The 12452-nt window shown below is 68.5% G+C and carries 11 protein-coding genes; 5 read left to right on the top strand and 6 right to left on the bottom strand.

Annotation, left to right across the window (positions count from 1 at the left end; translation table 11 throughout):
• Positions 1-111: 111 nt before the first annotated feature.
• The gene (gene dnaJ / locus B9N97_RS12800) at positions 112-1263 is read left to right on the top strand and encodes a molecular chaperone DnaJ (RefSeq protein ID WP_085086988.1); all 1152 of its coding nucleotides are present in this window, start codon (positions 112-114) and stop codon (positions 1261-1263) included.
• A gap of 214 nt (positions 1264-1477) precedes the next feature.
• Complete coding sequence (locus B9N97_RS12795) at positions 1478-2665, top strand: GGDEF domain-containing protein (protein ID WP_085086986.1); 1188 nt, start codon at positions 1478-1480, stop codon at positions 2663-2665.
• Here the strand turns inward: B9N97_RS12795 and thpR are convergent.
• The 4 genes from thpR to B9N97_RS12775 all read right to left on the bottom strand — a co-directional run bounded on the left by thpR (position 2662) and on the right by B9N97_RS12775 (position 6259).
• Positions 2662-3207 (bottom strand): RNA 2',3'-cyclic phosphodiesterase, encoded by a 546-nt coding sequence (thpR, locus tag B9N97_RS12790; RefSeq protein WP_085086984.1) that lies wholly within the window; start codon positions 3205-3207, stop codon positions 2662-2664. The genes B9N97_RS12795 and thpR overlap by 4 nt on opposite strands.
• Before the next feature lie 204 nt (positions 3208-3411).
• A complete protein-coding gene (locus B9N97_RS12785; RefSeq protein WP_085086982.1) occupies positions 3412-4455 on the bottom strand; it encodes an NADP(H)-dependent aldo-keto reductase in 1044 nt (347 codons plus the stop codon).
• Between the two features lie 28 nt (positions 4456-4483).
• Entirely contained in the window at positions 4484-5635 is a 1152-nt protein-coding gene (locus B9N97_RS12780; protein WP_085086980.1) for an FIST signal transduction protein, read from the bottom strand.
• A gap of 3 nt (positions 5636-5638) precedes the next feature.
• A complete protein-coding gene (locus B9N97_RS12775; protein ID WP_244560697.1) occupies positions 5639-6259 on the bottom strand; it encodes an arylesterase in 621 nt (206 codons plus the stop codon).
• A 112-nt stretch (positions 6260-6371) separates the two neighbouring features.
• Between B9N97_RS12775 and B9N97_RS12770 the strand changes: the two genes are divergently transcribed.
• The 3 genes from B9N97_RS12770 to B9N97_RS12760 all read left to right on the top strand — a co-directional run bounded on the left by B9N97_RS12770 (position 6372) and on the right by B9N97_RS12760 (position 10751).
• Entirely contained in the window at positions 6372-7154 is a 783-nt protein-coding gene (locus tag B9N97_RS12770) for an ABC transporter ATP-binding protein (RefSeq protein ID WP_085086976.1), read from the top strand.
• A gap of 199 nt (positions 7155-7353) precedes the next feature.
• The gene (locus tag B9N97_RS12765; RefSeq protein ID WP_085086975.1) at positions 7354-9879 is read left to right on the top strand and encodes an ABC transporter permease; all 2526 of its coding nucleotides are present in this window, start codon (positions 7354-7356) and stop codon (positions 9877-9879) included.
• A 146-nt stretch (positions 9880-10025) separates the two neighbouring features.
• Positions 10026-10751, top strand: coding sequence for a Bax inhibitor-1/YccA family protein (locus tag B9N97_RS12760; protein ID WP_085086973.1), 726 nt, complete (start codon positions 10026-10028; stop codon positions 10749-10751).
• Between the two features lie 88 nt (positions 10752-10839).
• Here B9N97_RS12760 and B9N97_RS12755 read toward each other — a convergent pair whose 3' ends face one another.
• Entirely contained in the window at positions 10840-11568 is a 729-nt protein-coding gene (locus B9N97_RS12755; protein WP_085086971.1) for an SAM hydrolase/SAM-dependent halogenase family protein, read from the bottom strand.
• Between the two features lie 164 nt (positions 11569-11732).
• A complete protein-coding gene (gene phoB / locus B9N97_RS12750) occupies positions 11733-12437 on the bottom strand; it encodes a phosphate regulon transcriptional regulator PhoB (RefSeq protein ID WP_083896944.1) in 705 nt (234 codons plus the stop codon).
• Between the last annotated feature and the right edge of the window lie 15 nt (positions 12438-12452).

Genomic DNA, 12452 nt, shown 5'->3' with positions numbered 1-12452 from the left:
CATCGATGGCCCGCCGCCTTTTCCCGGCGGCGGGCCTTCGGTATGCTGGGGTCAGGCTCCGACGCGACGCGGACAGTTTGGACCAGAACGACTCAAAGGCGGTCGGCCCCCATGGCGAAACAGGATTATTACGAGCTGCTCGGTGTGGCGAAGAACGCCAGCGCGGATGAGCTGAAAAAGGCTTATCGCAAGATGGCGATGCAGTACCACCCGGACCGCAACCAGGGTGACAAGGACGCCGAGCAGAAGTTCAAGGAAATCAGCGAAGCGTACGACGTCCTGAAGGACGATCAGAAGCGCGCGGCCTACGACCGGTTCGGCCACGCCGCCTTCGAGAATGGCCGTGGTCCGGGCGCGGGCGCCGGGGCCGGCGGCTTCAATTTCGACTTCGGCGGCGGCGGCGGCTTCGCCGACATCTTCGACGAGATGTTCGGCGAGTTCATGGGCGGGCGCCGCGGCGGCGGCGGTGCGTCGGGCCGCGGCCAGGATCTGCGCTACAATCTGGAGATCGGGCTGGAGGACGCCTTCAAGGGCACCCAGACCACCATCCGCGTGCCCACCACCGTGCAGTGCGACAGCTGCAACGGCTCCGGCGCCGCGGCGGGGACCCAGCCGATCACCTGCCCGACCTGCCAGGGTCACGGCAAGGTGCGGGCGCAACAGGGCTTCTTCACCATCGAGCGGACCTGCCCCGGCTGCCACGGTGCCGGCAAGGTCATCAAGGACGCCTGCAAGAACTGCGGCGGCTCCGGGCGGCTGCGCAAGGAGAAGACCCTGCAGGTCAACATCCCCGCCGGCGTCGAGGACGGCACCCGCATCCGTCTGGCCGGCGAGGGCGAGGCGGGGCTGCGCGGGGCGCCGGCCGGCGACCTCTACATCTTCCTGGCGCTGGCGCCGCACCCGATCTTCCAGCGCGACGGCGCCAACATCCACTGCCGGGTGCCGATCCCGATGACCACGGCGGCGCTCGGCGGCTCGGTGGAGGTGCCGACCATCGACGGCAGCCGCACCAAGGTGACGGTCCCGCCGGGCACCCAGTCCGGCCACCAGTTCCGCATCAAGGGCAAGGGCATGTCGGTCCTGCGCAGCGCCCAGCGCGGCGACATGTACATCCAGGCGGTGGTCGAGACGCCGGTGAACCTGACCAAACGCCAGCAGGAACTGCTGCGCGAGTTCGAGGGTGCCGCAAAGGAAGGGTCGAACCCGCAGTCGGAGGGCTTCTTCGCGAAGGTGAAGGAGCTTTGGGAGGACCTGAAGGACTGATCCTTCACCAATGCGAAAATTATCAGCGGGCGGCGTGTCGGTGATGCGCCGCCCGTTACTTTTTGTCGCATGCCGGGATCTTTCCGTGTTTTCCGGCGGCCGGTGAGCCATTTCGGCGCGAAAGCCGTTGAAGGGGACGTCATGCCCGTGTAATCACCCAGCATGGCTAATCCATTGGCGACATGTCCGGCCGGTGCCGGGGGCAGGCTGCCTGATGCGGGTTGACAGGCTTCTTGCCACCCTGTTCGGCGCCTTCGTCCGCGGCGACGAACTGCCCGACCTGATCCGTCCGGCCGGTCACACGCCGATCCTGCAGCGCCGCCGCGCCGCGATGATCCAGTCGCGCGTGCGCATGGTGGCACTGATCTTCGGCGTGCTGACGCCGCTGTGGATCGCCATCGACGTTACCGTCTTCGAATGGAAGCTGGCGGTCTGGCTGATCGTTCTGCGCCTGAGCGCCAGCGCCGCCTTCCTGGCGCTCGCCTTCGACCGCCGGTCGTGCGAGGACATGACCTGCGCCTGGTGGCGGCTGACCGCCCTGCTGGCGATCCCGACGCTGTTCTTCGCCATCTCGCACCCGCTGCTCTACAACCAGGGCGTCGACGACCTCCGCATCGCCGTCAGCGCCGGCTACGGCTATCTGCCCTTCGTGATGGTGGCGGGGCTCAGCGTCTTTCCGCTGACCGCGCTGGAGGGCGCGCTGTTCGCAGCCCCGATGCTGGGCGCCCATCTCGCCGCCGGCTTCTACGGCTCGCTGGTGATGCCGTTTCCCTCCTACATCAGCGCGCTGTGGCTGCTGGCGCTGATCGCGGTGGTGGCGACGCTGGCGGCGATCAGCCAGCTGCATTTCATGATCGCGCTGCTGGAACAGGCGGCGCACGACGCCCTGACCGGGGCCTTCTCCCGCCGGATCGGCGAGGAGTTGCTGAAACTCCAGGTCGCCCATGCCGAACGGGCGGCGCAGCCGCTGTCGGCGATCTTCGTCGACCTGGACGACTTCAAGGCGGTCAACGACCGCTATGGCCATGAGGAGGGCGACCGCGTCCTGCGCCATGCCGCCAACACCATCCGCAGCCTGCTGCGCCAGTCCGACGCGCTGGTGCGCTGGGGTGGGGAGGAGTTCCTGGTCGTCATGCCGGACACGCCGGTGGAGGGCGCGATGATCGCGGTGGAGCGGATGCGGCGCGCCGGTTTCGGCAAGCGGCCGGACGGCAGCCTGCAGACCGCCAGCATCGGCATCGCCGAACAGACGGCCGACCGCCCCGCCGACTGGGAATCCCTGGTCGAACTGGCCGACCAGCGCATGTACCGCGCCAAGCAGGACGGCAAGGATCGGGTGGTGGGGACCGGCGGCGGCAACGGACCCGCCGAGGCTCAGCCCTGGGACGGCATCACCGTCTAGGCACCGCTCTCCAGCGGATATTCCCGCAGGGCTTCATAGACGGCACCGCCGTTGCCGAGATGGCTGCGGTAGAGCGTGACGTGATCGACCGGCATCGGCCCGGCGCGGAACAGGCCGCGGTCGGACAGGAAGCGGCCGATGCGGTCGGCCGGCGCGTCCTTCAGCCGGGCGAGCGTGATGTGGGGGGAGAACTTCCGCTCCTCCGCCGGCAGGCCGCAGCGGACGAGAGCCGATTCGACCTTGGCCTGGAGATGGGCCAGCGCCTCGTTGCGCTCCACCCCCGCCCACAGCACCCGCGCCTTGCGGCCGCTGCCGAACATGCCGACGCCGTCGAAGGTGAGCTGGAACGCCGGCGCCCGTACCTCCGCAAGGGCGGCGTCGATGTCCATCGCCTGATCCTCCGGCACCTCGCCGATGAAGCGCAGGGTCAGGTGCATGGCCTCCTGCTCGATCCAGCGCGCGCCGGGCACCCCGCCGGCCAGACCGACCAGCCGCTGGCGAATCTCCTCCGTGAGGTCGACGGCGACGAACAGGCGGAGCATGGGAGCCTCCGGGGTTGGTGCAGCGGCTGATGCCCCCACCCTAACCCTCCCCCGCTTCGCGGGAGAGGGGACTGCCGCCGCCTTGAGATAAAGTCACGCCGACAAGCGTGCTACCCCCTCTCCCGCGATCGGATCGACCTTCGGCCGACCGAGGGCGGGGGAGGGATGGGGAGGGGGCAATCGAGAGGACATTTACCAAACAGCTTACGGACACGGATCCGGCATGCGGTTGTGCACGGAGTCGATCTCCGCCATCACCTCCGGCGACAGGGTCAGGTCGATGGAGTCGATGTTGGAGATCAGCGTTTCCATCGTCGTCGCCCCGATCAGGGACGAGGTGACGAAGGGTTGCTGCAACGTGAAGGCGATGGCCATCTGGTTGGGTGCCAGACCGTGGCGGCGGGCGATGTCCAGATAGGCCTCCGTCGCCGCGTCGGCGTTGACGGTGGCGTAGCGCGACGGCCGGTGGTCGAGCGCGCGGCGGCTGCCCGGCGGGACGGCGCCGTTCAGGTACTTGCCGGTCAGCGTGCCGGCGCCCAGCGGCGAATAGGCGAGCAGCCCGACATCCTCGCGCAGGGCCACTTCCGACAGGCCGTTCTCGAAGGTCCGGTTCAGCAGGTTGTAGGCGTTCTGGATCGAAGCGACGCGCGGCAACCCCGCAACCTCGGCGGCGCGCAGCCAGCGCATCACGCCCCACGGGCTCTCGTTCGACAGGCCGACATGGCGGATCTTGCCGGCCTGCACCAGTTCGGCCAGCGCCGCCAGCGTCTCCTCGATCGGCACGCCGTCCTGTTCCGGCTTGTGCCGGTAGGTGCGGACGCCGAAGCGGTTGGTGACGCGGTCGGGCCAATGGATCTGGTAGAGGTCGATATAGTCGGTCTTCAGCCGCGACAGGCTGGCCTCCACCGCGGCGAAGAGGTTGGCACGGTCGAGCCGCGACTTGCCCTCGCGCACCCAGCCGAAGCCGCCGGCCGGCGCCCCGATGATCTTGCTGGCGAGGATCACCTTGTCCCGCTTGCCGCGCGACTGGAACCAGCTGCCGATCACCGCCTCCGTCTTGCCATAGGTGTCGGCGGTGGGCGGGATGGCGTACATCTCCGCCGTGTCCCAGAAATTGATGCCGCGGTCGAGCGCGGCGTCCATCTGGGCATGGCCTTCGGCCTCGGTGTTCTGGCGGCCCCAGGTCATGGTGCCCAGGCCGATGGCGCTGACCGACAGGCCAGTCCGGCCGAGCGGACGATACTGCATCCGGAACGTTCCTTATTCGAAATGATCTTTACAAGAACAGCGTCAGCACGCCGGTGTAGCCATAGAGCCGGTTGTGCGACACCTCGCCCGAGGCGAAGAAGCCGGTCAACGGGATGTCGCCGAAGGTGTCGCGGATCATCGACAGCTCGGCGTTTGCGGCACCGAACAGGCCGGGGCCGCGGGCGATGCAACTGACATACACCGCTCCCTTCGGCGTCGCCTTCACCCGTTTCTTGAGGCTGTCCAGCATCCGGCGCATGTCGGCGGCGGCGGTCTCGGGGTCACGGCGGGTGAACATCACCGGCTGGCCGGTCGTCACCCGTTCGGCGATGGAGATCCAGCCGGCACGCGGGTCGATGGCGATCAGGTCGCGCACCAGATAATCCTGGGTGTCGGAGCCGGCGATGGGCAGCCCGGCGCAGATCAGCCCGGCAACCTGCCGCAGATCGGCGGCAAGCTCCGGCCCGATGTCCTCCTTGAAGACGTCCAGCGCCGGGCGGTTGTCGATCTCCAGGATCACGTTGTCGTCGCTGGCGGTGACGGTGCGCGTCGGCCCGATCGGGCGGCAGCCCTGGGTCAGGGCGGTGGCGACCGGCAGGTTCGGCGCGAACAGCACGCCCGACACGCCGCCCTCGGTGACCGGATCGGCATCTTCCGCCCCGGCGGCGATCTGCGGGAACTCCCCGCGCGACGCGGTCAGGCCGCCGACCAGGAAGACGCCGGCCTCCTCCGACAGACGGGACACCAGCCCGGCCATGTCGGCATGGTGCGGGTCGACATGGACCAGCGCCAGCGCCGCGCCATGCTTGTCCAGCCAGCCGCCGGCGCTGCCGCGCAGCGGCTCCAGCCCGTCGGTCAGGGTGGGGAACAGGCGGAAGCTGTCCTCCGGCAGGCGGGCGGCCATGATCGCCATCCCCGGCTCGTCGAACAGCACGGCACCGTTGGCCATCACGCCGATGCCGGCGGTACCGACCCAATGGCGGATGCCGGTGACCCCGCGCAGCAGGGTGACGATGCTGGTCGCATGCTCCGCCAGCCCGTCGGTCAGGTAGACGAAACCCAAGTTGCAGCCGGCAACCGGCCCCAGCCGGTCGAGACAGGCCTTGACCGTCGGCCCCCACTCCGCCCCGGCGGCGCAGGCGGCGTGAAAGCGGGTGTCGCTGTCGAGGGTCACGGTCATGGGTCAGCCTCCGGTCTTGGCCGTAGTCTTGCCGATATTGGGGAGGCCGTCGAGCAGCGCGGTGACGGAGGGCAGGATGCGCTCCACGATCACCGCCACGCCCTGGGCGTTGGGATGCATCCCGTCGGGCTGGATCAGCGCCTGCTGCAACGCCACCCCGTCGAGGAAGAAGGGATAGAGCGGCAGGTCATAGCTCTTCGCCAGATCGGGATAGATGGCGTTGAATTTGTCGGTGTAGGGCTTGCCCAGGCTGGGCGAGGCGAGCATGCCGGCCAGCAGGGTCGGGATCTTTCGCTCCCGCAGCGTCTTCAGGATGGCGTCGAGATTCGCCTTGGCCTGATCGGGGTCGAGCCCGCGCAGCATGTCGTTGGCGCCCAGCTCGACGATGGCGGCGTCCGGCTTGTCGGCCAGCGCCCAGTCCAGCCGCGCCCGGCCGCCGGCGGTGGTGTCGCCCGACACGCCGGCATTGATGACGGTGACGTCATAGCCCTTGGCGGCCAGCGCCTTTTCCAGCTGGCTGGCGAAACTCTGAGGTTCCGGCAACCCATAGCCGGCGGTCAGGCTGTCGCCCAGCGCCAGCAGCTTCACCGGCTGCGCGGCGTTTGCGCGGGTCGGAACGGTCATCGGTACCCCTGCGGCAAAGACGAAGGCCAACGCCGCGGCGAAGGCGCCCGTGTTGAAAGCCCGGCGGGTCGTGCCATATGGCGATGGTCCGTTCCGCTTGTGCGAGAGTCGCATGTCCAAGGCTCAGTCCCCTGCAACGTCGTCAAAATCCATCGCCTTGTCCCCCAACGATTCCATTGGCAACGATTCCATCGTTGAACTCGACGACGTCCACCTGAAATTGGACAGCGGTGCCGGACCCGTCAACATCCTGCGCGGCGTGAATCTTCAGGTGGCGGCCGGGGAACGGGTCGGCGTAGTCGGTCCCAGCGGTTCCGGCAAGTCGACCATGATGATGGTGATGGCCGGTCTGGAACGCCCCAGCGGCGGCACCGTCCGCGTTGCCGGCCAGGATCTCGGGCGCTTGAACGAGGATGGCTTGGCGCGTTTCCGCCGGCAGCATGTCGGCATCGTCTTCCAGGCCTTCCATCTGGTGCCGACCATGACGGCGCTGGAGAATGTCGCGATTCCGCTGGAATTCGCCGGGGTCGCCGACGCCTTCGACCGCGCCCGCATCGGGCTGGAGCAGGTCGGGCTCGGGCACCGCATCCACCATTATCCGGGCCAGCTCTCGGGCGGTGAACAGCAGCGCACCGCACTGGCCCGCGCCTTCGTTACCGAGCCGTCGCTGCTGCTGGCCGACGAGCCGACCGGCAACCTCGACATCGACACCGGCGCCACCATCGTGAAGCTGCTGTTCGATCTGGCCGAGCGGCGGGGCACGACGCTGGTGCTGATCACCCACGACCAGACCCTCGCCGCACGCTGCGACCGCACGGTGCGGCTGGCGGATGGCCGCATCGCCGACGACGGGCAGGCGGCCCGGCGCGCGAAGCTGCAGACGGCGGGGGAGTGAGGGGGATGACCTATCCGAATCCAGCGAGATCTCCCTCTCCCCCCCGGGGAGAGGGTCGGGGTGAGGGGGACACGCGGCGTGGCGTTGTTCGGCGTGCGACGCCCCGATCACCAACCCAATCCTCGCCCTGCACCCCCCTCACCCTAACCCTCTCCCCGGGGGGAAGAGGGAATGATTGCGGGTGTGAGGGGGGCGCAAGATGACCAACCTCATCCTCGCGCTCCGCCTTGCACGGCGGGAGCTGCGCACCGGGCTGAAGGGGTTCTGGGTCTTCCTCGCCTGCCTCGCGCTGGGGGTGGCGGCCATCGCGTCGGTGCAGTCGGTGTCGAGCGGGCTGCTCGACGGGCTGGCGAGCGACGGGCGGTCGATCCTGGGTGGTGACGTCGCGTTGCGGCAACTCTACAGCCCGCCGGCCGACGGGCAGATGGCGGCGCTGAAAGCCGATGGCCGGGTCTCGACCTCAGCCGAAATGCGGGCGATGGCGCGGGCCGGTGACGAAACCCGCTCCTCGCTGGTCGAATTGAAGGCTGTGGACGACCTTTATCCACTCTACGGCACCGTGGCGCTGCAGGGTGGCGGCGACCTGCGCGACGCGCTGGCACAGAAGGACGGCCGCTGGGGTGCGGTGGTCGAGGCCAGCCTGATCGACCGGCTGGGGGTGAAGCCCGGCGATACCATCCGCGTCGGCGAAGGCGTCTACCGCGTCGCCGCCGTGCTGGACCGCGAGCCGGACCGCGCGTCCTCCAACGCCTTCTCGCTGGGACCGCGCCTGCTGGTGGCGCTGCCGTCGCTGCAGGGCACCGGGTTGCTGCAACCCGGCAGCCTCACCTGGTGGAGCGCCAAGGTGGCGCTGCCGCCGCAAACCGACCTGAAGGCATGGCAGGAGGGATTGCGCGCCCGCTTCCCCGATGCGCCGTGGCGGATGCGCGACTACACCAACGCCTCGCCGCAGATCGAGCGATTCATCGACCGCATGACGCTGTTCCTGACGCTGGTCGGGCTGACCGCGCTGCTGGTCGGCGGCGTCGGGGTCGGCAACGCGGTGCGCAGCCATCTGGAGTCGCGTGCCCGCACCATCGCCATGATGAAGTGCATCGGCGCGCCCGGCGCCCTGGTGTTCCAGCTCTATCTGGCGCAGATCCTGGCGCTGGCGCTGCTGGGTATCGTCATCGGGCTGGCGCTGGGCGCGGTGGCGCCGCTGGCGCTCGGCCGGCTGCTCGACGGCGTGCTGCCGGTGTCGGCCCATATCGGCGTCTATCCCGGAGCCCTGGCGCTCGCCGCGCTCTATGGCGTGCTGACCGCGCTGACCTTCTCGCTGTGGCCGCTCGGCCGGGCGCGCGAGGTGCCGGCGGGTGCCCTGTTCCGCGACGTGATCGCTCCCGCCGGCGGGCATCCGCGCACGCCCTATACCGTGGCGATGATCGTTTCCGCCCTGGCGCTCGCCGGGCTGGCGGTGCTGACCGCGCACAACAGGCTGTTCGCGCTATGGTTCGTCGGCGGGTCGATCGCCACCTTCCTCGCCTTCCGCGCCGCGGCGGCGCTGGTCACCTGGGGGGCGAAGCGGGTGGGCCGCGTCAAGCGTCCGGGGTTGCGGCTGGCGCTCGCCAACCTGCACCGGCCGGGCAACCCGACGGCGGCGGTGGTGCTGTCGCTGGGGCTCGGCCTGACGGTGCTGGTCGCCATCGCGCTGATCCAGGGCAACTTCTCCCGCCGGGTGTCGGAGACGATCCCGCAGGACGCCCCCAGCTTCTTCTTCGTCGACATCCAGCGCGACCAGTTCGATCCCTTGCGCGATCTCGTCACCGCCGTCCCCGGCACCAGCGCCTTCGAGGCGGTGCCGAGCCTGCGCGGCCGGATCGAGCGGGTGAACGGGCAGGAGGCCGAGAAGGCGCTGGTCAATCCGGAGCAGGCCTGGATTCTGGCCGGCGACCGCGGCATCACCTATTCCGCGACGATCCCGAAGCATTCGACCGTCACCGCCGGCAGCTGGTGGCCCACCGACTATGCCGGGCCGCCGCTGATCTCCATCCACCAGAGCGTCGCCGAGGCCTTCGGCATCGGTCCCGGCGCCACCCTGACCATCAACATCCTGGGCCGCAGCATCGAGGCGAAGGTCGCCAACGTGCGCTCCGCCGATTTCAGCAGCATGGCGATCAACTTCACCATGGTCTTCGCCCCCGGCACGCTGGAAGGCGCGCCGCAGACCTGGGTCGCCACCGTCCGCGCCACGCCGGACGCCGAAACGCAGGTGCAGCGCACCGTGCTGCAGCGCTTCCCCAACATCACCATGGTGCGGGTGAAGGACGCGCTGGACACGGTGTCGGAGATGCTGGGCCATATCGGCACCGCGGTGCGTATCGTCGCCGGCATCACGCTGGCGGCCGGCACGCTGGTCCTGGCCGGCGCGGTCGCCGCCGGGCACCGCCGCCGGGTCTACGACGCGGTTGTGCTGAAGGTGCTGGGGGCGACGCGCGGCGACGTGCTGCGCGCCTTCCTGCTGGAATATGGGCTGCTCGGCCTGCTGACCGCGGTCATTGCCGGTGTCATCGGCACGCTGACCGCCTGGGCGGTGCTGACCTTCCTGATGCATTGGGAGTGGAGCTTCCTGCCGTCGGCGGTGGTCACCACCGCATTGCTGAGCACGGCGATCACTCTGGCGTTCGGGTTCTATGGTACTTGGCGGGCTTTGGGCCAGCCTTCGGCGCCATTGCTTCGGAACGAATGATTCGCGCGTCAGAAAGCCGCAGGAAAAACGAATCGTGAAAGCTTTTTCATCTAGAAAAACCGCTGTCGATTCCTATTGAACCGCCTGACGGACTCGCCAATATGTCCTGCGACGGGATCACCCAATTCCACCGAGGAAACCAAACCATGGCAGACCCGACCTATAACCGCTTCGCGACCGCAGGCCGCGCGACAGATCGGGGATACTTCGACGAAGGCCTGCGGCAGCACATGCTGCGCGTGTACAACTACATGGGTGCCGGCCTGATCCTGACGGGTCTGGTCGCGGCGCTCGTGTCGTCCAGCCCGGCCATGCTCCAGGCCATCTTCGGCACGCCGCTGAAGTGGGTGGTCATGCTGGCTCCGCTGGCCTTCGTCATGGTGCTGTCCTTCGGCATCCAGCGTCTGTCCTTCGCATCGGCACAGTTGATCTTCTGGGCCTATTGCGGCGCCATGGGCCTGTCGATGTCGGCCATCTTCCTGGTCTTCACCGGGGCGTCGATCGCGCTGACCTTCTTCGTCACCGCCGCCACCTTCCTGGCGATGAGCCTCTACGGCTACACCACGAAGGCCGACCTGTCGAAGATGGGGTCCTTTCTGATGATGGGCGTCATCGGCCTGGTGATCGCCGGCCTGGCGAACATCTTCTTCCAGTCGCCGGCCCTGCACTTCGCGATCTCCGCCATCGGCGTGCTGATCTTCACCGGCCTGACCGCCTATGACACCCAGTCGATCAAGGAAAGCTACGCCGAGGGCTACGATCACGAGAGCACCGGCAAGCTGGCCCTGATGGGCGCCCTGACGCTGTACCTGGACTTCATCAACCTGTTCCAGTTCCTGCTGCAGTTCCTTGGCCAGCGCAACAACGACTGATCCTTGAGACGCCTGATCGGACAAGCATCGGATCAAGCAGCAGCCGCCCGGAAGCCCCCGCTTCCGGGCGGTTTTCTTTTGGGGTTTCTCAGGACTCCACCGTCACGGAATCGCCGACGTCGAGCCCCAGCACCCGATCGGCCCGCCCGCGGTTGACCGCGATCTCCGCCAGCCCATTGGAGTTCTCGTACCACAGCGGCTGCCCCGGCCCGACGGCGCCGAAGGTGCGGGCGCGGGCGATGCGGGTGCCGGCGGCGGTCAGCACCGCATCGGCGGGCAGGGAGGATGCCCGCATGCCGGTCATGGCGTTGCCGTAGACATCGACATAGACGATGCGCGGCAGTTCGTCCGGCCAGTCGGGACGCCCGATGGCAGAGGCGGGGAGGGGGCTGCGCTCGACAGGACGGCCGGCGGCGAGATCGGCAGCGACGGGAGCGAACAGGTCGCGGCCGTGGAAGCTGGCGGACAGCCGGTCCGGGATCCAGTCGATGGTCCAGGCGTTTAGCGACGTTGCGCGGCGGGCGATCAGGGCGAACAGGCCGTTGTCCGGGCCGACGAACCAGCGCCCGTCGGCCTCAACCATCACCGGCCGCCGGTCGGTGCCGACGCCGGGATCGACGACGCAGAGAAAGACGCTGCCGGCGGGAAAGGCCGGGGCGTAGGCGGCCAGCAGGTAGGCGGACAGCTGCGGGTCGAAGGCGGGGGCGTCGGCGAACAGGTCGATGGCGGGGACGTTGGGCGCCTGTTGCGCCAACACCGCCTTCATCTGGCCGGTGTAGGGGCCGGAGAGGCCGAAGTCGGTGAAGAGCAGGATCATGCTGTGTTACCCCACTGCGGCTTTCCCCCCTCCCTAACCCTCCCCCGCTATGCGGGAGAGGGAACTCCGCCGCTTCTCGATCAAACCACGCTCACAAGCATCCTGCCCCCTCCACCGCCAAAGGCGGGGGAGGGATGGGGAGGGGGCAATCAATGCCAACACCCTCACACCGACTTCGTATCCAGTGCATACCCCGCCGACCGTACGGTGCGGATCAGGTCCAGCTCGTCCTCTTCGTTCATCGCCTTGCGCAGGCGGCGGATGTGTACGTCGACCGTACGCGGCTCGACGTACACGTCGTGGCCCCACACCAGATCGAGCAGCTGTTCGCGGGAAAAGACGCGGCCGGGATGCTGCATGAAGTGGCGCAGCAGGCGGAATTCCGTCGGTCCCAGATGTACGTCCCGGCCGTTGCGGCGTACGCGGTGGGCGGCCAGATCCATCGTCACGTCGGCGAAGGTCAGAACCTCGTCGGTCATGCCGGGAGAGGCACGGCGCAGCACCGCACGCATGCGGGCCACCAGCTCGGTCGGAGAAAAGGGCTTGGTGATATAGTCGTCGGCACCGGAATTCAGGCCGCGCACCCGGTCGCCCTCTTCGCCGCGGGCGGTCAGCATGATGATCGGGATGTCGCGGGTCTTGGCGTTGCGGCGCAACTGGCGGCAGACCTCCAGCCCGCTCATCAGCGGCAGCATCCAGTCGAGCAGCACGATGTGCGGCGTCTGTTCGCCGGCGGCCAGCAGGGCCTCTTCGCCGTCGCTGGCGGTGGCGACGCGGAAGCCTTCCTTTTCCAGGTTGTACTTCAGCAGCGTCAGGATGTCGGCCTCGTCCTCGACGATCAGGACGAGCGGCTTGAGGGCCGCGTTCATGGTGGCTCCGTTCAC

The sequence above is a fragment of the Azospirillum oryzae genome (assembly GCF_900177515.1).
GTDB lineage: Bacteria > Pseudomonadota > Alphaproteobacteria > Azospirillales > Azospirillaceae > Azospirillum > Azospirillum oryzae_A.
The sequence above is the reverse complement of the archived record's forward strand: the minus strand, read 5'-3'. Positions and strand labels throughout refer to the sequence as shown.

What these genes read in the sequence shown, in the direction of transcription:
- B9N97_RS12760 (WP_085086973.1), top strand. Translation starts at nt 10,026, where the DNA reads ATGGCAGACCCGACCTATAACCGCTTCGCGACCGCAGGCCGCGCGACA.
- thpR (WP_085086984.1), bottom strand. Translation starts at nt 3,207, where the DNA reads ATGCTCCGCCTGTTCGTCGCCGTCGACCTCACGGAGGAGATTCGCCAG.
- B9N97_RS12785 (WP_085086982.1), bottom strand. Translation starts at nt 4,455, where the DNA reads ATGCAGTATCGTCCGCTCGGCCGGACTGGCCTGTCGGTCAGCGCCATC.
- B9N97_RS12770 (WP_085086976.1), top strand. Translation starts at nt 6,372, where the DNA reads ATGTCCAAGGCTCAGTCCCCTGCAACGTCGTCAAAATCCATCGCCTTG.
- B9N97_RS12775 (WP_244560697.1), bottom strand. Translation starts at nt 6,259, where the DNA reads ATGACCGTTCCGACCCGCGCAAACGCCGCGCAGCCGGTGAAGCTGCTG.
- B9N97_RS12755 (WP_085086971.1), bottom strand. Translation starts at nt 11,568, where the DNA reads ATGATCCTGCTCTTCACCGACTTCGGCCTCTCCGGCCCCTACACCGGC.
- dnaJ (WP_085086988.1), top strand. Translation starts at nt 112, where the DNA reads ATGGCGAAACAGGATTATTACGAGCTGCTCGGTGTGGCGAAGAACGCC.
- phoB (WP_083896944.1), bottom strand. Translation starts at nt 12,437, where the DNA reads ATGAACGCGGCCCTCAAGCCGCTCGTCCTGATCGTCGAGGACGAGGCC.
- B9N97_RS12780 (WP_085086980.1), bottom strand. Translation starts at nt 5,635, where the DNA reads ATGACCGTGACCCTCGACAGCGACACCCGCTTTCACGCCGCCTGCGCC.
- B9N97_RS12795 (WP_085086986.1), top strand. Translation starts at nt 1,478, where the DNA reads ATGCGGGTTGACAGGCTTCTTGCCACCCTGTTCGGCGCCTTCGTCCGC.
- B9N97_RS12765 (WP_085086975.1), top strand. Translation starts at nt 7,354, where the DNA reads ATGACCAACCTCATCCTCGCGCTCCGCCTTGCACGGCGGGAGCTGCGC.